The organism is Micromonospora sp. LOL_025, assembly GCF_048060285.1.
Classification (GTDB): domain Bacteria; phylum Actinomycetota; class Actinomycetes; order Mycobacteriales; family Micromonosporaceae; genus Micromonospora.
Genome location: NZ_JBHMIR010000044.1, coordinates 1 through 23,271, shown reverse-complemented (window position 1 = coordinate 23,271; position 23,271 = coordinate 1). Strand labels below are relative to the sequence as shown.

Here is a 23,271-nt window from a genome sequence, read left to right as displayed (position 1 = left end):
CGGCGCCCGCGTGCCGGACCTGGAGCGGCGAGGGTCAGCGGATCCCGGCGCGACCGCCCGGCGGCTCGCTGGAGGCGTCCGCGCCGCCACGGGCGGCGATTCGGGTCGCCGGCACCCCGTTGCCGGGCACCCCGGCCGCGGCGGTCGGGGTGTCCGCCGGGACCGGTTCGACGGTCAACCCGGCGAGGATCCGGTCCACCCGGGCCTCGCGCCTGCGCCGGGCGTACAGCGCCTCCTCGAAGTCCCGGCGGGCCTGCACGGCCTCGGCGTAGACGCGCTCGCGCACCTGCCGGGCCTCCTCCCGGGCCGCGTCGAGCTCGACCCGCGCCCGGGCCAGCAGGTCGACCGCCTCGCGGTCGGCGTCGACCACGCCGCGCCGGGTCCGGTCCGCGTCGCCGAGGTCCAGCCGTTCGAGCAGACCGCGGAGCGCCGTCGCCTCGTCACGGATCTCGTCCCACTCGCGACCGGCCCTCGCGGCGCCCTCCGCCCGGGCGGCGAGCCGGGCCAACCGGACGCCGATCTGGTCCAGGCAGGAATCGACCTGCCGCTGGTCGTAGCCGGTCTCAACGACGCAGAACCTCATACTGTCGCCCCCCAGGCAGCTGGTGTTTCCTTCCCCACCCTGGATCCTCGACGTCGGGGGCGGCAGCGGAGGGGCTTCGGGAAAAATGTTCACCATGCGGACACGGCGGGGGCCGGCGCGACCGGGCGTGGACGATCCGCCCGCGGGCGCCTCAGGAGCGCTTCGGGAGCACGACCACCCGGCCGAAGAACTCGTCGATCCGGCGCACCACGTCGTTGAAGTCGTCCAGGTCGATCGGCTTGGTGACGTAGGCGTTGGCCTGGAGCGTGTAGCTGCCCACGATGTCCGTGTCGGCGTTGGAGGTGGTCAGCACGACGATCGGGATGGTACGCAGGTCCTCGTCGCTCTTGACCTCGCCGAGCACCTGCCGCCCGTCCATCCGGGGCATGTTCAGGTCGAGCAGGATGACGTCCGGCCGCCGCGCGTCGGTGTGCCGCCCCTCGCGGCGCAGGAACTCCATCGCCTCCTGGCCGTCGCTGACGACGTCGATGACCTTGTCGACGTCGGAGTCCGCGAGGGCCTCCTCGATCATCAACACGTCACCCGGGTCGTCGTCCACCACCAGGATGCGAACCGGACTCGGGCTGTCTGCACCCATCACTACCTGCTTCGGGTCGGTGGAACGGGGAATCGCGAGGCGCTCTGTGCCGGCGGGGAAATCTAGCCCATCAGCTGGCGGACCGCGCTGTCGGGTCGGCCCTGCCGGACTCGTGTCTCAGCACCTCGGCCAGCCCCGTCACCTGGAGCACGCGGTCGACCCGGCCGGTGGCGCCGGTCACCCGCAGCCACCCGCCGTCGGCGGCGACCCGGTTGTCGCCCCGGACGAAGGCGGCGATCCCGGTGGAGTCGCAGAAGGTCAGCTCCGTCAGGTCGACCAGCAGGCGGCGCTCGCCGGCGTCGACCAGCCGGTCGATGGCGGCGTTGAGCTCGGGCGCGGTGCTCAGGTCGAGTTCGCCGGTCAGTCGCAGGCGCGTCGCCCCGCCCTCACGGTCGGCGTACGTGACGGTGAACGTCACCCCTGGTCCCCCTCGCTCCACCGCAGGCGGATGCTTGCAGTGTGGCAAGTATAAGCAGGGGCACCGGACGCGGTCGCACCGGCGCTCAGCGCGACCCGGCACCGCCCATCGTGGCCACGGACGCCCGCGCCGCCCCGAGGAACCGCGCGGCCCGGGGGAAGTCGCGCAGGACCCGCCCGTAGTGTTCCAGAGTCGACCGCAGCGTGGGGGCCGGCACACCCCGACTGGTGAGGATCTCGACCAGCCAGTCGACGAACTCGGTGAACAGCGAGCCGTCGTCGACGTAGAGCGCGGCGGCCAGGAAGTCCACGATATAGCCGAGATCGCTGACGGTGGAGTCCAGCTGACTGGGCGTGTAGTCCCGCGTCCCGGGGTCGCGTTCCCGCAGGTCCGCCAGCGCGCCGTCGATCAGCTCGCCGCGCCGCTTGGCCAGGCTGGTGTACTCGTCGTCGGCCAGGTGGCTCAACTCCGCCGGCGGTACGCGGCGCAGCGCGCGCTCGTCGGCGACCAGGTCCGCGGCGGTCGGGGCGTCGGGCGCCCAGGCGACGCCGAGCCGCCGGGCCCAGCGTCCGTCCGCGCCGAACCCCCGGCCCCCCACGACCACGGGGACGTCCACGCGCCGGCACGCCTCGATCATGCGGTGCGCGTGCGGCAGGCGCATCGGCAGCGCACAGGCGAGCGCGACCGCGTGGGCGTCGTGCCGGTGCAGGTACGACACCAGGTGCGGGGCGGGGACGCTCGCGCCGAGGAAGGTGACCTGCCAGCCCCGCAGCCGCAGCACCTCGGCGACCAGCCGGGGCGGCAGGGCGTGCCACTCGCCGTCCATGCAGGCCACCACGACCCGGCCGCGCGTCGGGCGCGGGTTCGCGTACGCCGCCACCGCCGCCACCACCCGCTCGCTGATGTGCGTCGCGGCGTGCTCCTGGGCGACGCTCCACTCGTTGCGTGCCCACCGCTCCCCCACCTCGGCCTGCGCCGGGGCGACCAGGTCGAGCAGGACCCGCTCCGCGGGCACGCCGGCCTCGAGCAGGCCGGTGGCCACCTCGATGGCGGCGTACTCGTCGGCCTCCTGGAGGCAGTCCAGGTATCCGGTCCAGGCGTCGGCCGGGGTGGCCCCGGCGGTCGGGGCGGCGGTCACGGTCGGGTCTCCCTCACCTCGGCGGTGCCGCTCGCGTCGGGCACCGCGTGCAGGTGCCTGGGCGTACGTCCGCCCGGACCGGTCGCGCGCAGCGCGAGCACGGCGATGTCGTCGTGGTCGCCGTGGCCAAGCCAGTCGCAGGTCACCTGCTCGACGCGCTCGGCCAGGGCGGGCGCGGGCATCCGTTGGCAGCCGGTGACGGCGTGCACCAGCCGCTCCGTGCCGAACTGCTCGTTGCCGCGGCGGCCCCCGCGTGCCTCGGTGACCCCGTCGCTGTAGAGCAGGCAGGTCTCGCCCGGCTCCAGCCGGACGGTCACCTCCCCGATCCGGGGATCGGGGACCACGCCGACCAGCATGCCCGACAGCGGGACCGGCTCGACCTCGCCGGAGCCGCGCAGCACCAGCGGCGGCAGGTGACCGCCGCCGGCCAGGGTCAGGGTGAGGCCACCCTCGCGGTGCGCACGGACCACTCCCAGCACCATGGTCGCGAAACGTCCCTGCCCCTGCGCCTGGCTGGTCTCCAGCAGCGCGTCGTTGAGCAGCTTCAGCAGCCGCCCCGGCTGCGACTCGACCCGGTGCAGCGCCTGAAGGCACTGGCGCAGCTGGCCGGTGAAGACCGCGGCCTCGACGCCCTTGCCGGAGACGTCGCCCAGGAAGAACACGGAGCCGCCGTCGGCCAGCCGGTGCGAGCCGTAGAAGTCGCCACCGATGCGCAACCCGGCCTGGGCCGGCCGGTACGCCGTGCCCCACTGCACCCCGGTCGCCTCAGCCGGCTCCACCGGCACCAGGCTCGCCTGGAGCGTGTCGGCGACCTCGGCCTGGTCGCGGTAGAGCAGCGCCGTGGTCAGCGCCGCCCCCGCCCGGGCCGCGAAGGCACGGGCAAGGTCCACGTCGGCCTCGTCGTACCAGCGGTCGACGCGCCGCGCGACCAGCAGCACGCCGGCCGGGGCGTCCCGACCGGGCAGCGGCAGCACCCGCGCGCAGGCCTCCGCCCCGGTCAGCCCGGGCAGCCAGCCGGCCTCCACGGCCTGCTCCGCCAGCCAGTCGACGGTGTGCGGTTCCACGCCGTCCAGCCCTTCGGTGATCGCCGCGGGCAGGTCGGCGGCAGGCAGGACGCCGCTGTCGACCACCGGGGCGTCGTCGTCGCTGCGGGCGGCCCGCCACCAGCGGGCCCGACCGGAACGGGGCGCCAGCACCAGCACCGCCACCTCGGCCAGCGTCGGCACGGCGAGGCGCACCACCGCCGCGGCGGCCCGGTCCGGGTGCAGGGGATTGCCCAGCTTCTCGCCGACGACCGCCAGGAACGCCGAGCGGGCCCGCTCGGCGAGCAGGGCGTCGGCGCGGGTGACGCTCTCGGTGACGTCCTCGACGTACCAGCAGCAGCGGGCGCCCGACAGCGGCACCCGGCGCGCGCGCAGTCGACGGCCGTGGTGGGTGAACTCGCCGTCGGCGGTCAGCCCCGAGACACCGGCCGCCGCGAGCAGCTCGCCGGGGGTGACCTCGGGCAGCAGCCGCTCGGCCACCGGGCTGACGTGCCGGACGACACCTTGCGCGTCGCAGACGACGAGGCCCTCGCGGAAGTGCTCGACCACCTCGGACCAGTCGGGCGTCGCGTGCTCCCGGTCGGCCGCGAGCGCGGGGAGCGCGGAGGCCGGGCGTCCCGGGGTGCCGACGGACCGCGCCGTGGCCCGTGCGGCACTCGGCGTGGAGATCCGCCCGTCGCCGGGATCTGAGTCCCGGACGTCCGCAGCAGTCACCAGCTGAGCCCCACTCCTTGTCGACACCCGTACCACCGCGAGGCGGCACATGTGGTCAGATCCCTGGCACCCACCCTACGCCCGTGTGCCGCGAACGCCACCCGACGCCCGTCGGGCGGTCGGCGCTCGCGTGCCGGGCGGGAGCCGCCCCGCGTTGTTACGATCCCCTCACCCCCGCCCCTCGGCGGCCGGCGAAAGGGCGTGATGTTGCTGTCCCATCGGAGCCAACCCGAGGCGACGCCGTTGAGCGTGACCGTCGACCGGTCGGATCCGGCCGCACCACTCATCCAGGTCGGGGGCGACCTCGCCTACACCACCGCCGGGCCGCTGCGCGCCGAGGTCGACCGGATGCTCGCCGGCGCACCACCGGCCCTCGTCCTCGACTTCACCGGCCTGCTCTTCATCGACAGCAGCGGCCTGGGGGTGATCGTGCACGCGTGGCGCGAGGGGCAGCAGTGCGGCACCGCCCTCCGGCTGCGCGCCGTGCCCCGGTTCCTGGAGACGATCCTCGACATGACCGGCGTCACGGGCCTGCTCGCCCGGCCGCTCGGCGAGGGCCTGGCGGCGGCTGACGGTGCCGCCGGACGTTCCGCCGGCACGGCCTGACGCGCTCCGCCGGGCCCCCGCTTTGCACCCGGCCCCGGGACTGTGAACATGGGCGCATGGCCGCTCAGCTGTTGACCATCGAGGTGACCCGGCTCGACGCCGGGCGCGCCCGGCTCCGGCTGTCCGGTGAGCTGGACTTCGACACCGCCCCGGAACTCGTCGCCGTCGCCGCCGAGCTGCGCCGCGACGGCTACCAGGAGCTCCTGTTCGACCTGAGCGCGGTCAGCCTGTGCGACTCGTCCGGGCTCAGCGCGTTCCTGATCGCCCATCACGGCGGCACGGGCGCGATCCGACTGGTCGGGGTCGGTCCCCAGCTCCAGCAGCTGCTCGACCGCACCGGCCTGGCCGAACTGCTCGCGGTCGAACGCGCCATCGACGGCGGCACCCGCCGGGCGGGCTGAGTCCGGCCGTGTCGGCACTTGCCGAGGGGTGGCCCCCGACCCTGGGACCAGGGGCCGGGGGCCGGAGTGAGGATCAGGGTGCCGTGAGCGGTTGCAGCCGGGGTCCGGTGGTCCGCCGCTGCCCCGTCGACGGCGGCTCGGCGTCCTCCGGCGGCCCGGAATCGGGAGTCTGGAAGAGATAGCGGACGAACACCCCACCCGCCTCGTTGTCGTCCGCTCCGGGCCACTGCCCGATGCAGTCCACCCCGACCACCTCGCGACCCGAGCCGTCGCCCTCCTCCAGCAGCGCCCACAGGCTCACCGGGTAGCAGCGGGTGTCCTCGGCCGAGAGGCGCCAGCGGGCGTACCAGCCGGGCCGGGCGGGAACGATCTCGACGATCCTCTTCATCACGACCTGTCCTTCCGCGTTCTCGGAAGTTCTCCGGTCCGCTGCGATCGTCGGCTCCGGCCGGGTGACCGCCCCTCACCCCCGCCGGATGAAGCTGTCCCGCCGCCCGCCCGGGCGTCGCCGGCCCGGCCGCCGGCGTCCGTTTCGGTGCCGGCGACGACGGGAAGGCGACCGGCGGAAGCGAGGGGAACACCAGCGGAAGCGAGGTGTCACCATGCGCAAGCAGATGGAGGGCGACAACCAGCGTCGCCGCGCGCTGGCCCGGCAGGCCCGCGAGCGCGGCATGCAGGCCAGCGAGACGGGGGCCAGCCTGAGCGCCTCCAAGCAGCTCACCCACCTGGAGCAGGGCAGGCGCGACGGCCCGCCGCCGGCCGGCAGCCGACACAAGCCGGACAGCACCCGGGGCGGGCCGGCACCGCCACCGGCGGGCGTCGCGGAGTCCCCCCGCCCCCTGCCCGACCGGGGCGCCGGCGCGCCGGACGGAACCCCGCTGGGCTACCACGCGCTGGTCGACGATGTCGGCCGCCGTACCGGGGTCGACTTCCGGACCGCCAAGGTGGGCGTCGAGTCGACCGTGCTGGTCCTGGCCTTCGCCCTCGGCGAGGCGGAACGCCGTCGGCTGCTGACGGCGGTGCCGACGAAGCTGCACGACGTCCTCCCGGTGGACGGCATCAGGCGACGCCCGGACCTGCCCGGTTTCCTGGCCGAGGTGGGCCGGATCAGCGGCCGCACCCCGGAGCAGGCCCGCTACCAGGCGGAGGCGACCGTGGCGGCACTGGCCGACCACGACGGCGACCTGATCGAGTCGCTGCACGTGCCGGACGGCCTGCGTGACCTGCTGGAGCCGCCGTCCGTCGGCGGCGGGGTGGTCGGCGCGGTCAGCGCGACACCCCCGCTGCGCGACACGGACCTGCGGGAGGCGCTCGACGAGCTGCCGTACTGGTCCGGCGACGGCGAGGCGCTGTCCCGCACGCTGGAGCTGCCGGCGGACAACCTGGACCGGGTGCTGGACCGCATCGACCGGCTGCGGCAGGAGACCGGTCGCGGCCCGCGCATCGGCCGCCCCGACCCGACCACCGCCGTGCTGACCGTACGGTCCCGGCAGGCCGGGGCGGTGACCGCGATGGACGTGGACCTCGCCCACGCCGTCGACGACGCGATCGACGAGGCGGGTGCCGGGATGGCGGCCGGCTGACCGGCGCACGGGCCGGCGGGAGCCCACCCGCCGGCCCGCCCCGGCTCGGCTAGCCTGCCGGGGTGGATGCCTCCGACGGGCCCCGGCTGGAGCTGGTCGTCGACCCGGCCCGCCCCACCGGGCGTACGCTCCTCGCCGCCGGCGTCGAGCAGTCCTACGTGGACGTGGCCGACCCCCGGCACCTGCACTTCGAGTACGTGCGGCGGATGGCCGCCGTGGCCGACCTGGCGGCGCCGCCCGGCCGCCCGCTGGACGTGCTGCACCTGGGCGGCGGCGCGCTGACCCTGCCCCGTTACGTGGCCGCCACCCGGCCCGGCTCGCCGCAGCTGGTCGTGGAGCGCGATCCCGCCGTGGTCGACCTGGTGGCGCGGCAACTGCCCGCGCTGCCCGCCGGCGTCGACGTGCGGGTGGCCGACGCCCGGGACGCGGTGGCCCGGGCGCCCTCGGCCGGCTACGACCTGGTGCTCGCCGACATCTACCGGGCGGCGCGGATGCCCGCCCACGTGCGCAGTGTCGAGTTCGTCACCGAGGTGGCCCGGACCCTGCGCCCCGACGGCGTACTCCTGGTCAACGTGACCGACCTGCCGCCGCTGGTCTTCGCCCGGGTCCAGGCGGCCACCCTGCGGGCGGTCTTCGCCGACGTCTGCCTGGTCGCCGACCGCCGGATGCTGCGCGGGCGGCGGTACGGCAACGTGGTGCTCGCCGCCGCGCCGCGCCCCGGGCGGCTGCCGGTGGCCCGGTTGTCCGCCCGGGTCGCGCGGGATCCGGTGCCCGGCGGGGTGCTGCACGGGCCGGCCCTGGACGCGTTCGTCGCCGGCGCCCGGCCCGCCACCGACGCCGCCCTCGCCGCGTGCTGAGGCGGCCGCCCCTCGGGACTCCCGGCGCGGGCGGCCACGACCCTTGGGCCGGCACCGGGGGACCGGGGCGGGCCTTTCCGTGCGCACGCGCACCGGGCGGGCGGTCAGCGCGCCCGGACGGCCACCTCCGGCGAGGAGCTCTCCAGCGGCACGGCGTTGGCCGGGACCAGGCCGAACTGCACGGCCGGGCGCGGCAGCGCGGCGTCGAGCATCCAGTCGGCGCCCACCCGGATCCGGTTGCCCGGCATCGCCAGCAGGTGGTAGCCGCGGGTGACCGCCTTGGCGGGCAGCCCGGACAGCGACACCTTCAACGGGTTCGCCGCCGCGTCCTTGCCCCCCAGGTCGACCACCCAGCCCAGGTCGTGGTGCTTGTACGGCCTGCGCTTCCCCTGCCCGTAGGAGGCGGCGATGTTGTGCGCGGCCAGCTTGCCCTGCCGCTGCGCGTGCTGCGCCGTCATGGTGCAGATCTGCCCGGGCCGGGTCAGGTCCGGCACGGCGGCCGCGTCGCCGCAGGCGTACACCTCGGGGAAGCCGGGGACGCTGAGAAACTCGTCGACGACCAGGCGGCCCCGCTCGGTGCGCAGTCCCAGCTCGGCGACGAACGGGTCGGGACGCACGCCGACGCACCAGACCAGGGTGCAGGTGGGCACGTAGTCGCCGTCGGTGAGCGTCACCCCGTCGGCGGTCGCCACGGCCACCGAGGTGCCCATCCGCACGTCCACGCCCCGGCGGCGCAGCACCCGGTCGGCGGTGTCCGACATCCGCTGGTCCAGCTCCGGCAGCACCCGGGGCGCGACGTCGAGCAGCAGCCACTTCGGGCGGATCTTGAGTCGGGGGCGCTGGGAGACCAGCTCGTCGGTGAAGAGCTGGCCGTGCGCGGCCACCTCGGTACCGGTGTAGCCGGCGCCGACGACCACGAAGGTGGCGCGCGCCTGCTGCTCGGCCGGATCCTCGGTCTGCTCGGCCAGCTCGATCTGCCGGATCACGTGGTCGTGCAGGTAGAGGGCCTCGGGCAGGCCGCGGAAGCCGTGGGCGTACTCGGTCACGCCGGGAATCGGCAGTAGCTTGTTGACGCTGCCGACGGCCAGCACGAGCCGGTCGTACGCGATCCGGTTGCGGTCCCCCTCCGGCTGGGTGAAGCCGACCCAGCGGTTCTGCAGGTCGACGTGGTCGGCCTCGCCGATCAGCACCCGCACGCCGTCGAGCGTCCCGGTCAGCGGCACGGAGATCCGCCGGGGCTCGACCACGCCGGCGGCCACCTCGGGCAGCAACGGCAGGTAGAGGAAGTAGTCGGTGGAGTTCAGCACCACGATCTCGGCCCGACCCCGGGCCAGCCGGCTCAACGCCTTCGCCGCGTGGTAACCGGCGAACCCGGCCCCCACGATGACCACACGAGGTTTCGTCATTGCCGCCCCGTTCCCACCCCGGGGCGGGGCAAACGTGGCAGGTCGGACGATTCAGCACTCGGCCAGCCGGACGTGCCCGGTCTGACCGACCGCCTCCACCTCCCAGCAGCGCCCGAACGCCCGCACCCGCTCGGCGGCGATCCGCCCGATCTCGTGCGGGATGTCGGGGTCGAGGACCAGCCGGCCGTCCACCGGGTTCAGGTTGAGCATCGCCCGGACCAGGGCCAGCGGCGTACCGGCCGCCCACGCCTGCGGGCTGCACGCGGTCGGGTACGGGATCGCGAAGAGCAGCCGCTCCCGGGGAAATCCGCTCATCGCCTCCGGCAGCCGGTGACCGAACTGCTCGGCGGCTTCGAGCAGGGCAAGGCTCACCCGGTTCGCCTCCGCCCGGTAGCCGTAGCGGGACATGCCGAGCGCTGCCAGCGAGTTGTCGTGCGGCCAGACGGTGCCCAGGTGGTAGCCGAGGGCGTTGTAGAGCCGGTCCTCCCAGGAGAGCGTGCGGATCCCCCAACCGGAGAACATGTCCTCGCCCATCAGCTGCCGCACCACCGTGCCGGCCCGCTCCGGCGGCACGATCCCGCTCCACAGCAGGTGCCCCATGTTGGAGGTCTTCGAGTCGATCGGGTTCTTGTCGCCGTCCAGCCCCACCGCGTAGAAGCCGCCCCGGTCGTCGATCCAGAAGTCGCGGTTGAACCGCTCGTACAGCGCCTCGGCCTCGGCGCGCAGCCGGCGGGCCAGGTCGGGGTCGGCGAGCGGGCCGTCGGCCAGCTCGGCCAGGCGCAGCTTCGCGTCGTAGGTGTAGCCCTGCAGGTCGCTGGTGGCGATCGGCAGCACCGGGATGCGGCCGTCGGCGAAGCAGACGCCGTCCGGAGAGTCGCGCCAGCACTGGTTGCCCAGCCCTTCCGGGGAGCGCGTCGCGTACTCGACGTAGCCGTCGTCGTCGCGGTCGCCGTACCGGTCGATCCAGTGCAGCGCGGCGAGCGCGTTGTCACGCAGGAAGCGGACGGTCTCGTCGTCGCCGGACCACCGCCAGTACTCCGACAGCAGGACCAGCCAGAGCTGGGTGGCGTCGGCAGAGCCGTAGTACGGCCCGTACGGCTTCAACCCCGTCCGCGTCAGCTCGCCGCTACGCACCTCGTGCAGGATCTTGCCCGGTTCCTCGTCGGTGAAGTCGTCGCACTTCTCGCCCTGCAACCGGGCCAGCGCGAGCAACGCGCCTCTCGCCAGCGCCGGGCCCGCGACCAGCGTCTGGTACGCGGTGATGAGGGTGTCCCGGCCAAAGACGGAGAGGAACCAGGGCAGGCCGGCGCCGGGGAGCATGATGCGCTGCCCCTTCACCTCCAGGTCGAGGCGCAGCGCCGCCAGGTCGTCGCGGGTCTGCTCGAGCGTCCGCCCCAGCGCCTGGTTGTCGCTGCGCAGCGCCGCCCGCCCGAGGGCCCAGCGGCGCACCGGGTCGTCGGCGCGGCGGTGGAACACGTCGGCGATGTCGCCCCGGACCGGCTCCACCACCCCCATTCCCGGTGGCAGCGGCACGTGCAGGTCGACGTACCACTCCTCGCGTCTGTGCAGGGTGATGTCCCAGACGAGGTCGTCGCCCTCGATCCGGTCCGCCGGCCGGGAGCAGCAGACCCGGGTCTCGGCGGCGAAGTCGCCCCGGGCGTACGTGAAGCACAGTTCCGAGCCGTCCTGCGCGTGGCTGCGGGTGATCTCCGCGGAGCGGTCCCGGACCCCGGACTTGACCTCGAACAGGTCCGCGAAGTCGGCGCCCACGGCCAGCCGCAGCTCGAACCGGACCGGCTCCGGCCGGAAGGACACCATCTCCACCCGCTCGTGGAAGCCGTCGCCGACGTAGCGCAGCCGCCGGATGCCCAGGCTGTCCGGCGGCAGGTCGGGCTGGGCCGGATTGGTCAGCACGTACTGGGCCGAGTAGTGGTCGATGGTCTCGGCGCGCAGCACCAGCAGTTGCTCGCCGTTGAGGGTGAGCACCCAGCCGCTGATCAGCCGGGTGTCCAGGTGCACCAGGCCGCCGATGCTGCCCGGCGGCACGTCCCCGCAGGGGTCGGAGTACATGAAGGTCGGGCCGCTGAGCACGGCGATCGAGTCCGGGCCCAGCTCGGGCGGCATGGCCCGCTGGTCGCCGCTCTCCCCGGCGGCGGCCCGCAGGCCGGGTGTGGGGTCGGCGGGGGTCGGACGGACGACAGCCATGACTCCAGCGTAGGAAGACCGTCGCCGTACGTCATCACCCGCTCCGGGTGAAGCGGCGCGGACCGCGCGCGGGCGAACGACGCGCACGACCGCGGCCGTCCACCGACGGGCCGGATCACCCGGGGCGGGTGGGTCCACCTCACCCGCCCCGGCGGCACGGTGGTGCTCCACCGCCACCCGAGCGACGGGAGGACAGCGCCATGAGCACACCGATGTCGAACGACCGGCGGCAGCCGATCTACCTGCGGCAGAGCGGTCGCACGCAGCTCACGTCCCGGCAGCGTCGGCGCGTCGAGCAGAAGCAGGGGCGGTTCGTGCGCCTCGACGGCCAGCGGCCCGAGGCACGCCGGCCCGGGCGCTGACCCGGCGGCCGGTGGCGGTCGTGACGGGCCGCCACCGGCCTACGTGCCGGGCGGCGCCGTGATCGCCCACCGTTCGTGGTCGCGCCACGCCCCGTCGATGAACAGGTAGTCCGGCGAGTAGCCCTCCAGCCGGAAACCGAGCTTGCGGGCCACCCGGCGGGACGGCTCGTTGCCCGGCTGGATGTTCGCCTCCAGCCGGGGCAGGCCGAGCGCCTCGAAGGCGTGCCGCACCACCAGGCCGATGCCGGCGGAGGCGTGCCCGGTGCCGCTGTACGGCAGGAAGGCGGCGTAGCCGAGGTAGCCGCCGCGCAGCGCGCCCATGAGGATCCCGCTGATGTTCACGTAGCCGGCGATCGCCCCGGAGTCCCGGTCGCAGATCAGGTAGCCGGCGTGGTCCCAACGGCGGATCTTGCGCAGGTACGCGGCGTACCGCGCCGGGTCGTCGGGCGCGGCGAGCCAGGGATGGTGCAGGTCACGGCTGCGCCGGGCCGCCGCGACGAACTCGGCCTCGTCGTCCGGCCGGGGGCGACGGATGGCGGCCGGACCCGCCGTACGCAGGTATCTCACGGCGAACCACTGTCGCCCTGGTCCGCGCCGTTGTCCAGTCGCTGCCGGGCGCGCCCCGGCCCTCACGGACCCGAGGGCCGGTCCGCTTCGCCGGCGACCCGCTCCAGGGTGTAGTGGATGGTCTGGGCGACGATCCAGCCCTGCTCGATGAGGAACGAGTCCGCCCCGTCGCGCACCCGTACGCCCTCGATCCGCGCCGTCCACTCCAGGAACGCCACCCGGCCCTCGACCAGCTGGTTCGTGTACACGTAGCGGGCACCGGGCAGTTCCTCCTCCAGCAGGCGCGCCAGCTCCCCGACGCCCGCGTGCCCGCGGAACACGCCGCGCCGTTCGAGGACCACGCACGACGGCGAGACGTTGCGCGCCAGGTCCTCCGCGAACCGGTGCTCGGCGGCCAGCCGCAGGTGGTCGTCGAACACCTCCCGCGCCGACCGCGCCCGCAGGGCCTCGTCCGTCACGTCGCCTCCGTCCGGTCCGGGAGTCGGTGTCACGTCCCCCTCCCCCGCCGTCACAGCGGGCCCGGGTACGGCTGCTCCGGCGGCATCGGCACCCGCAGGAAGGTGGCCCCGCGCAGGTCCAGCCAGGCGTGCCCGGGCGAGCGGACCAGCCGCAGCATCACCTCGGCGCAGTTCGGGCAGCGGCCGACAAGGCCGGGTGCGTGCGGGTAGACCCGCAGGCCGGCCAGCGGGCCGAGCGTGCGGCAGTGCTCGCACCGCCCGGCGGCGGTGCTCAGGTCGACGGCGAACAACTCCCGCAGCGGGCCGTCGAGCATGTTGCCGTCCAGGTACGACGTGTCGGTCATCGGGCGCTCCTCCTCCACGCTCAGCCGGTGGGGCCGAACCGTTCGGTCTTCACCCGCCGGCTCTGGTGGTCGAGCCCGACCAGCAGGTCCGCCACCGTCTCGACGAAGCCGGTCGGGCCGCAGACGTAGCAGAGCGGGTCCAGCTCGGGCGGCCAGCCGTGGTTGTTGACGTCGGCCAGCCCGATCCGGTGCGGCTCGCCCCGCCAGCCCGGCGGCGCCTCGCGGGTGTACACGTACGCGACGTCCAGGCCCAGGTCGTCGCGGACCCGGCGGCGCAGCTCGTCGGCGTAGAACACGTCGGCCGGGGTGCGCACCGAGTAGATCAGCCGGAACGGCACCCGGCTGCCGGCGGCGCGGCGGGCCCGGACCATCGCCATCAGCGGCACGACGCCCGACCCGCCGGCCACCAGCAGCACCGGCGCGGTCTCCTCCGGCCGCCAGACGAACCAGCCGCCGACCGGGCCGCGCACCTCCACCGGGTCGCCCTCGGCGTAGACGTCGATCAGGTACGGCGACACCTCGCCGTCGGACACCCGCTGCACGGTCAGCGTGATCCGGTCGCCCTCGGCCGGGCCGGCGAGCGAGTACGACCGGGCCGCCTGGTAGCCGTCGGGGGCGGTCAGCCGCACGTCGACGTGCTGCCCGGGCAGGTGCCCCGGCCAGCCGGGCGCCTCCAGCACCAGGGTGTGCGCCGTCGGCGTCTCCACCCGGCGCTCGCACAGCCGGGCCACCCGCCAACGCAGCGGGGCGGTCAATCGCCCTGGTACCGCTGCTCACGCCACGGGTCACCGTAGTCGTGGTAGCCGGCGGTCTCCCAGAACCCGGGCTGGTCGTCCGTGGTGAGCCGGATGCCGCGCACCCACTTGGCGGACTTCCAGAAGTAGAGGTGCGGCACGAGCAGCCGGGCCGGGCCGCCGTGCTCGGCCGGCAGGGGGCCGCCGTCGTACCGGTGCGCGATCCAGGCCCGCCCGCCGCGCAGGTCCGCCAGCGGCAGGTTCGTGGTGTAGCCGCCGTACGAGTGGGCCTGCGCGTACCGGGCGCCCGTGTCGATGCCCTCCAGCAGCGTGTCCAGGGAGACCCCCTGCCAGTCGGTGTTCCGCTTCGACCAGCGGGTGACGCAGTGGATGTCCACGGCCGGGGTCTCCTGGGGCAGCGCCATCAGCTCGTCCCAGCTCCACCGGAACTCGGCGCCGGACTCGGTGGAGACGACGAACTCCCAGGTCTCCAGCGGTACCCGCGGCGTCGGGCCGGCGGAGAGCACCGGGAAGTCCTGCGTCAGGTACTGCCCCGGCGGCAGGGCCGGCTCCGCGGAGCGGGGCCGGCCCTCAAAGCCCGGTGACACGATTCCCACCCGTCAGTCGTACCACCGGGGCTGCGGCGGCGGGGCGCCGTCGGCCGGACCGCACCGTGACGGGTGACGCCTCAGTTCCGCTCGACCACGACCTCCTTCTCCTTCCCGCCGGCCTTGCTGGTGGCCCGCAGGCTGGTGAGGGTGACGATCACCAGGACGCCGATGATGACGCCCAGGGAGGCGAGGGTCGGGATCTCCGGCACGCCCTTCCAGATGCCGTGCGCCCAGTGCAGGCCGAGCTTGAGGCCGATGAACGCCAGGATGATCGCCAGGCCGTAGCTGAGGTGCACGAGCCGGCTGAGCGCGGCGTGCAGCACGAAATAGAGAGCCCGCAGCCCCAGCAGGGCGAACGCGTTGGTGGCGAAGACCAGGTACGGGTCCTCGGTGATGCCGTAGACGGCGGGCACGGAGTCGACGGCGAAGACGATGTCCGTGGCGAGCAGCGCGGTCACCACGAGGGCGAACGGGGTGAGCGTCCGCCGGCCGGCGATGCGGACGACCATCTTGGGGCCGTGGTAGTCCTCGGTGACCGGCATGAACCTGCGCAGCAGCTTCACCGAGCGCATCTTGCTGATGTCGACTTCCTGCTCGTGCCCGGTGACGGCGTCGCGCAGCAGCTTCGCCGCCGTGAGCAGCAGGATGATCGCGAAGAGCAGGAAGGCGAAGTCGAGGGTCTGCAGGGCCGCCGCGCCGATGGCGATGAACACCGCCCGCAGCAGGAGCGCGCCGGTGATGCCGTAGAGCAGGGCCCGCTGGGCCAGCTCGGCCGGCACCGCGAACGCGGCCAGCAGCAGCATGAAGACGAACAGGTTGTCGACCGAGAGGGACTTCTCGACCAGGTAACCGGTGAGGTACTCCACGCCCTGCTTCGAGCCGAAGCGGGACCAGACCCAGACGCCGAAGGCCAGCGGCAGGGCGATGTAGAAGGCGGACCAGCCCAGCGCCTCCCGCATCGACACCTCGTGCGGCTTGCGGGTGACCAGGAAGTCCAACACCAGCAGGGCGATCACGGCGGCGATGGTGACGCCCCACAGCGTGGGGGTGCCGACCGACTGGAGACCGGTGGCAGCAAGATATGGCAAATCGGACATGGAGCCTCCTCGAACACCCTGTCATGTTCGAGGTCTCCTTCACCCACTTTTCGTGGGCAGCCACCCGAGGCATGCTCCGGGCACGCCGTACTGACCGGGATGGCTCGTGGGAAGTACTCCCCTCGTCGCGACAAGGTTAGGGCAGGCCCGTGGGCTCGGCAAACGGGGCACGCCGGAGCACGCGCGCACGGTGTGGTACGGGTCGTCGAGGGGCTTTCGTCCCCGCTCAGCGGGCGGTGACGGCGGCGAGCACGGTTGCCACGTCGAGGTCGGCCATGCACGCCGGGCCGGCCGCGTCGAGCGGGCAGCGCGCCTCCCACCAGCAGGGCTGCTCGGTGATGGCGGTGGCACGCCGGTACCCGCAGCCGGGCAGGCCCTGGAGGTCGGCGCCGCCCATCCCGTACCGCCGGGCGTCGGTGGGGCCGAACAGCGCCACCGTCGTGGCGCCGGTCGCGGCGGCGAGGCGCACCGGCCCGGTGTCCGGCCCGACCACCACCCCGCCGCGCCGGCCCACCGCCGCGAACTGCCCGGCGAGGGTGGGCAGGTCGGCCCGGGGCAGCGGCACCCCGAGCGGCGCGGCGGGGTCGACCGGGCCGACCGTGAGCACCGGGTGCCCGCGCCGGGTCAGGGCGCCGGCCAGCCCTCGCCAGTGCCGGTCCGGCCAGCGCTTGACCGCCATCCCGGCGTCGGTGACGAGCACCACCGGCGGTGCGAGGGGCTCCCCCACCAGCCGGGCCACCGCCCGCTCCCCCGCGCGCCGGGCCTCGTCGCCCAGGTGCACCCGGGGCCGGGCGGCCCGGTCGGCCGCGCCGAGCAGTCCTTCGGCGCAGAGGATCTCCAGGTAGCGGTCGCCGACCGGCTGCTCCGGCGGCGGGCCGCGCCACAGGTTCGTCACGGCCCGTCCGGCCCCGCCCTCGAGCAGCTCCGGGATCCCGTCGTAGCGGGTGGTGGTGACCGCCAGGTCCGGTCGGGAGGCCGCGAGCGCCTCGACGACCGCGTCCCGCTCCGCGCCCGGCCGGCCGTGCCGGGGGGTGCGCACCTCGGCGACCGCCGGGTCGGCGCGCACCAGCTCCGCCCCGGGATCGTGGGTGAGCACCCGCAGTCGCGCGCCGGGGTTGCGGCGGGCCAGGCCGTGCACCGCCGGCAGCAGCATCAGCAGGTCGCCGATCCCGCCGAGCAGGTCGACCACCAGGATGTCCGCGTACCGGTCAGGCATCCGCGCGCCCCAGGGTCCGGGCGTAGAGGTCACGGTGCGCGGCGGCCACCCTCGGCCAGGAGTACGCGGCGGCGAAGGCCCGCCCGCGCTCGGCGAGCCGGCGACGCAGCACCGGGTCGGCGAGCAGCCTGCCGACGGTACGCGCGACCGCCGCGCTGTCCCGGCGGGCGCCGATCACCGCCACCGCGCCGCTGCGCCGCAACCCGTCGTCGCCGGCGTCGGACTGCGTCACCGCGGTCGGCACGCCGTGCGCGAGCGCGGCGAGCAGGGCCCCGCTCTTCGTGCTCACCCCTGTGGTGAACGGCAGCACCGCCACGTCGGCGGCGTGCAGCGCGGCGGAGACCCGGTCGGCGGACAGGTGCCCGGTGAATGTCACCGCCTCGGCCACCCCGCACCGCCCGGCCAGCCCGGTCAGCTCCCCGCGGAACGCCCGCGCCTCCCGCTCGGGCAGCGCCTGCGAGGTGAACCCGCCGACCACCAGCAGCCGCAGGTCCGGGTGGTCGCGCCGCAGCTCGGGCAGCGCCTCGATGAGGTACCGCAGTCCCTTGACCGGATGCACGAAACCGAAGAAGGCCAGCAGCGGCGCGCCCTCCGGTAGGCCCAGCTCCACCCGCAGGCGCAGCCCCGCGGTGGACGCGCCGACGCGGTCGACGACGTTCGGGGCGATCGGGATGTGCGTGGCCCGCCGGCCGGTACGCGCGTGGACGACGTCGCCGTGGCCGGGGTTCGTGACGATCACGGCCGCGCTCGCCGGCACCAGCCGGCCGGACTCCCGGTCCCAGCAGCGGGCCCGCTCCACCGCCGACCAGAGCCGCCCCGGCAGCCAGCCGGGGCAGGCCCACCAGCCGTACTCGTGCAGGGTGGTGACCAGCGGCACCCGCCGGGGCAGCCGCCACGGCAGCAGTCCGGGCTGCCCCGAGAACCGGTACGCCGACGGGGCGAACTGCACGTGCACCACGTCGGGGGCCAGCTCGCGGACCCGGCGGGCGGCCCGGGCGGTGGCGGCCCGCCAGCGTCCCCGGTCGGCGTCGGGCCGCACCGGCACCGGGGTCGCCTCGACCCCGACGCCGTCGAGCGCCTCGAGAAGATGCGTCACGTAGTCGCTGACGCCGTCGGCGTCGGGCCGACCGGGACCGTGCAGCATCGCCACCCTGATCCGGTCGTCGACCACGCCACCTCCCGCTGCTCGGCGGGCGGGTTCCCGACCCCTTACGACGCAAACGCGCCTCGCCTATGGTGTGCCGATGACCGAGGACGTCCCGGCCGGCCCGTTGGCCGGCGTGCGGGTGATCGAGCTGGCCGGCATCGGTCCCGGCCCGTTCGCCGCGATGATGCTGGCCGACCTGGGCGCGGACGTGGTCCGGGTGGACCGGGCCACGGACGTCGACCCGGACGCCTTCGGCACCCCGCACCCGGACCTGCTCAACCGGGGGCGCCGCTCGATCGGGGTCGACCTCAAGTCCCCCGGCGGCCGGGAGGTGGTGCTGGCCCTGGTCGCCGGCGCCGACGCGCTGATCGAGGGGTTCCGCCCGGGGGTCACCGAGCGGCTCGGTGTCGGCCCGGCGGACTGCCTCGCGGCGAATCCCCGGCTGGTGTACGGGCGGATGACCGGCTGGGGGCAGGAGGGGCCGGCGGCCCCGTACGCGGGGCACGACATCGACTACCTGGCGTTGACGGGCGCGCTGCACGGGATCGGCCGGGCCGGCGAGCGCCCCGTACCGCCGATGAACCTGCTCGGCGACTTCGGCGGCGGCGGCATGATGCTCGCCCTCGGCCTGGTCTCCGCCCTGTACGCGGTGCGCGGCGGCGCGCGTGGGCAGGTGGTCGACGCGGCCATCGTCGACGGCGTTGCGGTGCTCAGCACCCAGATCCACGCGCTGCGTCGGCTCGGCATGTGGCAGGACCCGCGCGGGGTGAACCTGCTCGACGGCGGCGCTCCCTTCTACGACACCTACGAGTGCGCCGACGGCCGGTACCTGGCGGTCGGCGCGCTGGAGCCGCGGTTCTACGACGAACTCGTCCGGCGCACCGGCTTCCCGCTGGCCCCGGACGAGGCGCTGGACCGCACCGACCCGGCGAACTGGCCGGCGCTGCGCCGGTCGTGGGCGCGGCTGTTCCGCACCCGGACCAGGGACGAGTGGACGGCGCTGGTGGGCTCCTCGGACGCCTGCGTGGCGCCGGTGCTGGACTGGCGGGAGGCGCCGGAGCACCCGCACCTGGCCGCGCGGGGCACCTTCGTGGAGCGGGACGGGGTCACCCAGCCGGCCCCGGCGCCCCGCTTCTCGGGCACCCCCACCGCGCTGCGCCGCCCCCCGCCCCAGCCGGGCGAGCACACCGACGAGCTGCTGGCCGGGGCGGGTTTCGCCCCGGAGCGGGTCGCCGCCCTGCGCGCCGCCGGCGCCGTCGCCTGAGGCGGCCGACACCACCACGGGCCGAACCCCCACGACAGGACCGCCACGGTCGGGTGGTCGCGGCCGGCACCGCCTCCGTCGGGCCCGCCACAGGCGGCGGCGGGCACGGGCGAGCGGTCGGCGGTCAGGAGCGGCGCAGGGTGGCGCCCGGCGCCATCGCGGGCTCGACCATGTCCCGGAAGTCGCGCGGGAGCTGAACCACCACGTCGTCGAACTCGCCGCCGCTGATCGCCTCGCGGAGGGTCACGAAGACCGCCCGGGCGGCGTCGCGTGCCGCGGGCTCGGTCACGCCGGCCCGCACGGCGACGCGGGCGACGAACTCGGCCGCGCCGAACCGTTCCGCCGACTCGGTGCGCGGGCTCGGCTTCAACACGAGCTGCAACGGCCTGGGCAGCTGCGCGGCCAGGTCCAGCACCTCCCCACCGGTCAGCCGCTCGGCGAGGGTCTCCAGCGTCGCCCGGGTCAGCGCCACCGCCTGCTCCGAGGGGGTACGGGTGCGCTGGGCGACCTGGTCGACGAAGGTGTCGTAGTTCATCCGGGCTCCTTGGGGCTGCGTCGGGGCCTGCGCGTACCCGCCGAGGCGGCCGGGAAACGACGGGGATTTCCGCCCGGGACGGCGCGTGACGGCCCGCCGGGCGGGTAACCGCCGCCGGTCGTGACCGGATCGATGCCCCGGAGGAGCCGACACCATGGCGAGTTACGCCGACGTGCTGCAGTACCTGTCGAGCCTGGACTACCCGGCCGAGAAGGACGACGTGGTACGCGAGGCCGAACGGGAGGGCGCCCCGCCGGACATACTGCGGGCGTTGCGGGCCCTGCCGCCGGTCGACTACGCCAACGGCAACGAGGTGGCCCGCTCCGCGGGCATCGAGGCGGCCCCGGAGGTCGGCCCCGCGCAGCGGGCGGCGCAGGCCCGGGACAAGCACCAGCGGGTGTCGCAGCACCTGCGCGGCATCTGAGCCTTGCCGTCGCGGGCCCGCAGCGTGCCTGGCGCGGGCACGCCCGGGCCGGAGCGTGGCGCCCGCGCCGGTGACGGGTGACGACGCGCGGGCCGGTCGGGCACACCCCGGCCGCGGTCCAGCTCACCGTGATGGGCGCGATCGGCCTGGTGGTCGGCGGACTCACCGCGCTGACCGCCACGCCGGCGCTGGCACCACTGGCCGGGTGGGACGCCGCGGCGCTGAGCTGGCTGGTGCTGGTCTGGCACAAGCTGTGGCCGATGGACGCGCGGCGGACGGCCCGGTTGGCGGTGTACGAGGACCCGAACCGGGCGGCGCGTGACGCGCTGCTGCTCTCCGCCTGCCTGGCCAGCCTGCTGGCCGTCGGCGTCGTGGTGACCAGCGCGCACGGGGCGCCCGCCACGGCCGCCCGCAACGTCTACGGCGGGCTGGGCGTGCTGAGCGTGCTGCTGTCCTGGCTAGTGGTGCACACCGTGTTCGCCGCCCGGTACGCGCGGATCTACTACACCGGGCCGGACGGTGGGATCGACTTCAACCAGTCGGAGCCGCCCCGCTACTCGGACTTCGCCTACGTGGCGTTCACCGTCGGGACGACCTTCCAGGTCTCCGACACGTCACTGACCAGCAACGAGATGCGCCGGACGGCACTGCGACACTCGATGGTGTCGTACCTGTTCGGGGCGTTCATCATCGCGGTCACGGTGAACCTGCTGGCCGGCCTGGCGGGATGAGCCGGCGCCCGGGTGAAGTGGGCCGGCGGCCGGCGGAGTGCGGGGGTGCCGGACAGGCGGGCGCCCCCGTCGCGAACCGCGACCGGGGCGCCACACAGAACCTGTCCGGTGGCCGGTCGGGCCCGAACCGGGCCACGACCACCAGGCTGTCGATGTACGCCCGAACCGGGCGGGCATCAGTGCCGCGACCATCATACGATGGAACATCACCCGTTCGTACGATTACGAAGGAAGTGTGGGCCAGCCCACCACGGCGACGCCGCGCCCCCGGAGGGCAACGGGACCCCGTCAGGCGGTCAACTCCGCGTACCGCTTCTCCAGGTCGACCCGGGCCAGCGCCCCGACCAGCCAGGCCAGGCGCTCGGACTCCCCGCTGCCGGCCAGGCCCGCCAGGTCGTCGGCGGAGCGGCCCAGCCCCAGCCGGCGGGCCGCGACGAGCGCCCTCCGGTCGGCCACCGGCGCCACCTCCCGCCACAGCGCCTGGGCCTCGCGCAGGAACAGGTCGACCACCGTGGCGTCGACCCCGGGCAACTCGGTGAGCAGTTCCCGCTCCCGGGCCGGGTCGTGGTGGGCCACCGCGCGCAGCCGGCGCAGGTCGCCCCGGTAGCGCTCCGCCACGGCGCAGGCCAGGTCGCCGAGCGTGTCGGCGAGCGCGTCGACGTCGCCGCGTTGGCCGCTGTCGCGCAGCACGCGTACCCGGTCTTCGTGCAGGGACCGGGCCAGCCGGGCGGCGCTGTCCCAGCCCGCGGCGGGCAGGGCGTGCGCGCTGTCCACGGCCCGCCGGAAGTCACCCCGGCGGGCCAGCAGCACGGCGAGGCAGAGCACCTGGAACAGGCTCGCCGGGTTGTTGACGACCCGGAAGCCGTACTGCTCGGCGAAGCCGCGCCCGCTGCCGGCGAGCCGGCGTACCAGGCGTTTCCTGTCCTCGACGCGGGAAGTGGCTGTGGTCGGCATGCCGGCGACTACCCGCGCCGCGCCCGGCCACGCCTGCCTGCCTCAGCCGTGCAGCCCGCCGCTGCGGTCGCGCGCCTTGAGGCGGGTGGTCGGCAGTGCCGGGGCGGGCAACGGCGGGGCGGGATCGTCGGCGACGACGCCGAAACGCCGCCCGACCATCCAGTCCTCCCGGGCGGCGGCCACCTCCTCGTGCGAGCGGCCGACGAAGTTCCACCACATCACCAGCGGCTCCTCGAACGGGGCCCCGCCGAGCAGCAGCAGCCGGCTGCCCGGCGTGCCCGTCAGGGTGAGCCGCTCCCGGCCGGCGCCGAGGTAGAGCAGCGCCCCCGGTGCGAACGGCACCCCGTCGACCTCGGCGGCGCCGGACATGGCCAGCAGCCCGTACTCGAAGTCGGGCCGCAGTGGCAGCGTGGCCGGCGCGGGCCCGTGCAGCTCCACCTGCGCGCCGAGCAGCGGGGTGTACGTCAGGGCCGGGGACCGCTCCCCCGCGAGCTCGCCGACCAGCAGGGTGACGTCCAGGTCACCGTCGCGCCAGCGCGGCAGGTCGGCGTGGTGGGCGAAGTCGGCGGCCCCGGCGCGGGCCGGATCCGGCAGCGCGACCCAGAGCTGCACGCCGTGCATCAGTGGCGGGTGCCGCTCGGGCGACCGCTCCGAGTGCGCGATGCCGTGCCCCGAGGTCATCACGTTGAGCTGGCCGGGGCGGATCGGCTGGACGTTGCCCAGGCTGTCCCGGTGCAGGATCTCCCCGTCCAGCAGCCAGGTCACGGTCTGCAGGCCGGTGTGCGGATGCGGCGGCACCTCCATGCCGGGCCGCTCGGCCACGTCGTCCGGACCGAAGTGGTCCACGAAGCACCAGGCGCCGACCATCCGCCGCTGCCGCTGCGGGAGCAGCCGACGAACGGTCGTGTAGCGACCCAGCGGCACGTCGTGGCCCGGCAGCAGGACGCTGCCGGGATCGGCGCTGGCCACGCCGGGTGGTCGGGTCTCCGCGGGCATCTTCTCGGCACGCTCCACCGCCCGACTGTACGCCCGGGCGGGACACGAACCCGTCAGTCGCCCCACTGCCCAGCCGACTACGGTGCCGGCTCAGTCCGTCGCCGGGTAGCCGGAGTTCGCTGGGCCGATGCGGCGACGCCGGGACCCCGGACGTGCCGCTGGCCGGCACCCCGGGTGGAGTGCCGGCCAGCGGCATGTCATGTATCGCGCTGTCAGCTGTTCCAGTGCTCGGTGACGAGGTCGGCGGCCTGCTGCTCCCACTGGGCGTAGTGGTCGGGG

The 23,271-nt window shown here is 75.0% G+C and carries 27 protein-coding genes; 8 read left to right on the top strand and 19 right to left on the bottom strand.

Annotated features, from left to right (window positions below; all coding sequences use genetic code 11):
• Nucleotides 1-34: 34 nt before the first annotated feature.
• The 5 genes from ACFHW0_RS29590 to ACFHW0_RS29570 all read right to left on the bottom strand — a co-directional run bounded on the left by ACFHW0_RS29590 (nt 35) and on the right by ACFHW0_RS29570 (nt 4,494).
• Nucleotides 35-583, bottom strand: a complete 549-nt coding sequence (locus ACFHW0_RS29590) for an ATPase (RefSeq protein ID WP_416612914.1) — start codon at nt 581-583, stop codon at nt 35-37.
• A gap of 151 nt (nt 584-734) precedes the next feature.
• Complete coding sequence (locus tag ACFHW0_RS29585) at nt 735-1,181, bottom strand: response regulator (RefSeq protein WP_121397893.1); 447 nt, start codon at nt 1,179-1,181, stop codon at nt 735-737.
• A gap of 70 nt (nt 1,182-1,251) precedes the next feature.
• A complete protein-coding gene (locus tag ACFHW0_RS29580) occupies nt 1,252-1,599 on the bottom strand; it encodes an STAS domain-containing protein (RefSeq protein ID WP_416612911.1) in 348 nt (115 codons plus the stop codon).
• An 85-nt stretch (nt 1,600-1,684) separates the two neighbouring features.
• Nucleotides 1,685-2,737 (bottom strand): cobalamin B12-binding domain-containing protein, encoded by a 1,053-nt coding sequence (locus ACFHW0_RS29575; protein WP_416612909.1) that lies wholly within the window; start codon nt 2,735-2,737, stop codon nt 1,685-1,687.
• A complete protein-coding gene (locus tag ACFHW0_RS29570) occupies nt 2,734-4,494 on the bottom strand; it encodes a SpoIIE family protein phosphatase (protein ID WP_416612907.1) in 1,761 nt (586 codons plus the stop codon). Before ACFHW0_RS29570 ends, ACFHW0_RS29575 begins: the two co-directional genes overlap by 4 nt.
• A gap of 249 nt (nt 4,495-4,743) precedes the next feature.
• Here ACFHW0_RS29570 and ACFHW0_RS29565 point away from each other — a divergent pair, with 249 nt between their 5' ends.
• Complete coding sequence (locus ACFHW0_RS29565) at nt 4,744-5,100, top strand: STAS domain-containing protein (RefSeq protein WP_416612933.1); 357 nt, start codon at nt 4,744-4,746, stop codon at nt 5,098-5,100.
• Between the two features lie 56 nt (nt 5,101-5,156).
• Nucleotides 5,157-5,501 carry an STAS domain-containing protein gene (locus tag ACFHW0_RS29560; RefSeq protein ID WP_416612905.1) on the top strand — a complete coding sequence of 115 codons (345 nt, stop codon included), beginning with the start codon at nt 5,157-5,159 and terminating at the stop codon, nt 5,499-5,501.
• 73 nt (nt 5,502-5,574) lie between these two features.
• On the opposite strand, the gene ACFHW0_RS29555 is transcribed toward ACFHW0_RS29560, so the two are convergent.
• Nucleotides 5,575-5,889, bottom strand: coding sequence for a hypothetical protein (locus tag ACFHW0_RS29555; protein ID WP_121397887.1), 315 nt, complete (start codon nt 5,887-5,889; stop codon nt 5,575-5,577).
• A gap of 214 nt (nt 5,890-6,103) precedes the next feature.
• Between ACFHW0_RS29555 and ACFHW0_RS29550 the strand changes: the two genes are divergently transcribed.
• Nucleotides 6,104-7,084 (top strand): DUF2267 domain-containing protein, encoded by a 981-nt coding sequence (locus tag ACFHW0_RS29550; protein ID WP_416612903.1) that lies wholly within the window; start codon nt 6,104-6,106, stop codon nt 7,082-7,084.
• A gap of 62 nt (nt 7,085-7,146) precedes the next feature.
• Nucleotides 7,147-7,941 carry a spermidine synthase gene (locus tag ACFHW0_RS29545; protein WP_416612901.1) on the top strand — a complete coding sequence of 265 codons (795 nt, stop codon included), beginning with the start codon at nt 7,147-7,149 and terminating at the stop codon, nt 7,939-7,941.
• A 104-nt stretch (nt 7,942-8,045) separates the two neighbouring features.
• On the opposite strand, the gene ACFHW0_RS29540 is transcribed toward ACFHW0_RS29545, so the two are convergent.
• Together ACFHW0_RS29540 and ACFHW0_RS29535 are read right to left on the bottom strand one after the other, a co-directional pair.
• Nucleotides 8,046-9,347, bottom strand: a complete 1,302-nt coding sequence (locus ACFHW0_RS29540) for an NAD(P)/FAD-dependent oxidoreductase (RefSeq protein ID WP_416612899.1) — start codon at nt 9,345-9,347, stop codon at nt 8,046-8,048.
• Nucleotides 9,348-9,398: 51 nt separating this feature from the next.
• Nucleotides 9,399-11,552, bottom strand: a complete 2,154-nt coding sequence (locus ACFHW0_RS29535; RefSeq protein ID WP_416612897.1) for a glycogen debranching N-terminal domain-containing protein — start codon at nt 11,550-11,552, stop codon at nt 9,399-9,401.
• A 200-nt stretch (nt 11,553-11,752) separates the two neighbouring features.
• On the opposite strand from ACFHW0_RS29535, the gene ACFHW0_RS29530 reads away from it, so the two are divergent.
• A complete protein-coding gene (locus tag ACFHW0_RS29530) occupies nt 11,753-11,914 on the top strand; it encodes a hypothetical protein (RefSeq protein WP_416612895.1) in 162 nt (53 codons plus the stop codon).
• 39 nt (nt 11,915-11,953) lie between these two features.
• Here ACFHW0_RS29530 and ACFHW0_RS29525 read toward each other — a convergent pair whose 3' ends face one another.
• From ACFHW0_RS29525 to ACFHW0_RS29490, 8 genes are all read right to left on the bottom strand, one after another.
• Nucleotides 11,954-12,481: a GNAT family N-acetyltransferase gene (locus ACFHW0_RS29525; RefSeq protein ID WP_416612893.1), complete on the bottom strand. Its 528-nt coding sequence runs from the start codon at nt 12,479-12,481 to the stop codon at nt 11,954-11,956.
• Between the two features lie 62 nt (nt 12,482-12,543).
• Nucleotides 12,544-12,939, bottom strand: coding sequence for a hypothetical protein (locus ACFHW0_RS29520; protein WP_416612891.1), 396 nt, complete (start codon nt 12,937-12,939; stop codon nt 12,544-12,546).
• 50 nt (nt 12,940-12,989) lie between these two features.
• Entirely contained in the window at nt 12,990-13,283 is a 294-nt protein-coding gene (locus tag ACFHW0_RS29515) for a DUF6510 family protein (protein WP_132238066.1), read from the bottom strand.
• Between the two features lie 20 nt (nt 13,284-13,303).
• Nucleotides 13,304-14,038, bottom strand: coding sequence for a ferredoxin reductase (locus ACFHW0_RS29510; RefSeq protein ID WP_416612889.1), 735 nt, complete (start codon nt 14,036-14,038; stop codon nt 13,304-13,306).
• Complete coding sequence (locus ACFHW0_RS29505; RefSeq protein WP_416612887.1) at nt 14,035-14,625, bottom strand: sulfite oxidase-like oxidoreductase; 591 nt, start codon at nt 14,623-14,625, stop codon at nt 14,035-14,037. Before ACFHW0_RS29505 ends, ACFHW0_RS29510 begins: the two co-directional genes overlap by 4 nt.
• A gap of 80 nt (nt 14,626-14,705) precedes the next feature.
• Entirely contained in the window at nt 14,706-15,725 is a 1,020-nt protein-coding gene (locus ACFHW0_RS29500) for a TerC/Alx family metal homeostasis membrane protein (RefSeq protein WP_416612885.1), read from the bottom strand.
• A 226-nt stretch (nt 15,726-15,951) separates the two neighbouring features.
• Nucleotides 15,952-16,941, bottom strand: coding sequence for a glycosyltransferase family 9 protein (locus ACFHW0_RS29495; protein ID WP_416612883.1), 990 nt, complete (start codon nt 16,939-16,941; stop codon nt 15,952-15,954).
• Nucleotides 16,934-18,112: a glycosyltransferase family 4 protein gene (locus ACFHW0_RS29490; RefSeq protein WP_416612881.1), complete on the bottom strand. Its 1,179-nt coding sequence runs from the start codon at nt 18,110-18,112 to the stop codon at nt 16,934-16,936. The genes ACFHW0_RS29495 and ACFHW0_RS29490 overlap by 8 nt, the downstream gene beginning before the upstream one ends.
• A 73-nt stretch (nt 18,113-18,185) precedes the next feature.
• On the opposite strand from ACFHW0_RS29490, the gene ACFHW0_RS29485 reads away from it, so the two are divergent.
• Nucleotides 18,186-19,352 carry a CaiB/BaiF CoA transferase family protein gene (locus tag ACFHW0_RS29485; protein WP_416612879.1) on the top strand — a complete coding sequence of 389 codons (1,167 nt, stop codon included), beginning with the start codon at nt 18,186-18,188 and terminating at the stop codon, nt 19,350-19,352.
• A 124-nt stretch (nt 19,353-19,476) separates the two neighbouring features.
• Here ACFHW0_RS29485 and ACFHW0_RS29480 read toward each other — a convergent pair whose 3' ends face one another.
• Nucleotides 19,477-19,887, bottom strand: coding sequence for a DUF2267 domain-containing protein (locus ACFHW0_RS29480; protein ID WP_416612877.1), 411 nt, complete (start codon nt 19,885-19,887; stop codon nt 19,477-19,479).
• A 154-nt stretch (nt 19,888-20,041) separates the two neighbouring features.
• Here ACFHW0_RS29480 and ACFHW0_RS29475 point away from each other — a divergent pair, with 154 nt between their 5' ends.
• Both ACFHW0_RS29475 and ACFHW0_RS29470 read left to right on the top strand, forming a co-directional pair.
• Nucleotides 20,042-20,311 carry a DUF2795 domain-containing protein gene (locus tag ACFHW0_RS29475; protein WP_416612875.1) on the top strand — a complete coding sequence of 90 codons (270 nt, stop codon included), beginning with the start codon at nt 20,042-20,044 and terminating at the stop codon, nt 20,309-20,311.
• Nucleotides 20,312-20,388: 77 nt separating this feature from the next.
• Nucleotides 20,389-21,042, top strand: a complete 654-nt coding sequence (locus ACFHW0_RS29470) for a DUF1345 domain-containing protein (RefSeq protein ID WP_416612873.1) — start codon at nt 20,389-20,391, stop codon at nt 21,040-21,042.
• A gap of 288 nt (nt 21,043-21,330) precedes the next feature.
• Here the strand turns inward: ACFHW0_RS29470 and ACFHW0_RS29465 are convergent, their stop codons facing one another.
• Both ACFHW0_RS29465 and ACFHW0_RS29460 read right to left on the bottom strand, forming a co-directional pair.
• On the bottom strand, nt 21,331-21,996 hold the full coding sequence (locus tag ACFHW0_RS29465; RefSeq protein WP_416612871.1) for a hypothetical protein: 666 nt from the start codon (nt 21,994-21,996) through the stop codon (nt 21,331-21,333).
• A gap of 42 nt (nt 21,997-22,038) precedes the next feature.
• Nucleotides 22,039-22,992 (bottom strand): pirin family protein, encoded by a 954-nt coding sequence (locus ACFHW0_RS29460; RefSeq protein WP_416612932.1) that lies wholly within the window; start codon nt 22,990-22,992, stop codon nt 22,039-22,041.
• Between the last annotated feature and the right edge of the window lie 279 nt (nt 22,993-23,271).

Coding starts and splice junctions, on each gene's coding strand:
- ACFHW0_RS29540 (WP_416612899.1), bottom strand. CDS start 9,347: ATGACGAAACCTCGTGTGGTCATCGTGGGGGCCGGGTTCGCCGGTTAC.
- ACFHW0_RS29555 (WP_121397887.1), bottom strand. CDS start 5,889: ATGAAGAGGATCGTCGAGATCGTTCCCGCCCGGCCCGGCTGGTACGCC.
- ACFHW0_RS29485 (WP_416612879.1), top strand. CDS start 18,186: ATGACCGAGGACGTCCCGGCCGGCCCGTTGGCCGGCGTGCGGGTGATC.
- ACFHW0_RS29535 (WP_416612897.1), bottom strand. CDS start 11,552: ATGGCTGTCGTCCGTCCGACCCCCGCCGACCCCACACCCGGCCTGCGG.
- ACFHW0_RS29590 (WP_416612914.1), bottom strand. CDS start 583: ATGAGGTTCTGCGTCGTTGAGACCGGCTACGACCAGCGGCAGGTCGAT.
- ACFHW0_RS29475 (WP_416612875.1), top strand. CDS start 20,042: ATGGCGAGTTACGCCGACGTGCTGCAGTACCTGTCGAGCCTGGACTAC.
- ACFHW0_RS29480 (WP_416612877.1), bottom strand. CDS start 19,887: ATGAACTACGACACCTTCGTCGACCAGGTCGCCCAGCGCACCCGTACC.
- ACFHW0_RS29495 (WP_416612883.1), bottom strand. CDS start 16,941: ATGCCTGACCGGTACGCGGACATCCTGGTGGTCGACCTGCTCGGCGGG.
- ACFHW0_RS29585 (WP_121397893.1), bottom strand. CDS start 1,181: ATGGGTGCAGACAGCCCGAGTCCGGTTCGCATCCTGGTGGTGGACGAC.
- ACFHW0_RS29560 (WP_416612905.1), top strand. CDS start 5,157: ATGGCCGCTCAGCTGTTGACCATCGAGGTGACCCGGCTCGACGCCGGG.
- ACFHW0_RS29530 (WP_416612895.1), top strand. CDS start 11,753: ATGAGCACACCGATGTCGAACGACCGGCGGCAGCCGATCTACCTGCGG.
- ACFHW0_RS29500 (WP_416612885.1), bottom strand. CDS start 15,725: ATGTCCGATTTGCCATATCTTGCTGCCACCGGTCTCCAGTCGGTCGGC.
- ACFHW0_RS29515 (WP_132238066.1), bottom strand. CDS start 13,283: ATGACCGACACGTCGTACCTGGACGGCAACATGCTCGACGGCCCGCTG.
- ACFHW0_RS29460 (WP_416612932.1), bottom strand. CDS start 22,992: ATGCCCGCGGAGACCCGACCACCCGGCGTGGCCAGCGCCGATCCCGGC.
- ACFHW0_RS29550 (WP_416612903.1), top strand. CDS start 6,104: ATGCGCAAGCAGATGGAGGGCGACAACCAGCGTCGCCGCGCGCTGGCC.
- ACFHW0_RS29465 (WP_416612871.1), bottom strand. CDS start 21,996: ATGCCGACCACAGCCACTTCCCGCGTCGAGGACAGGAAACGCCTGGTA.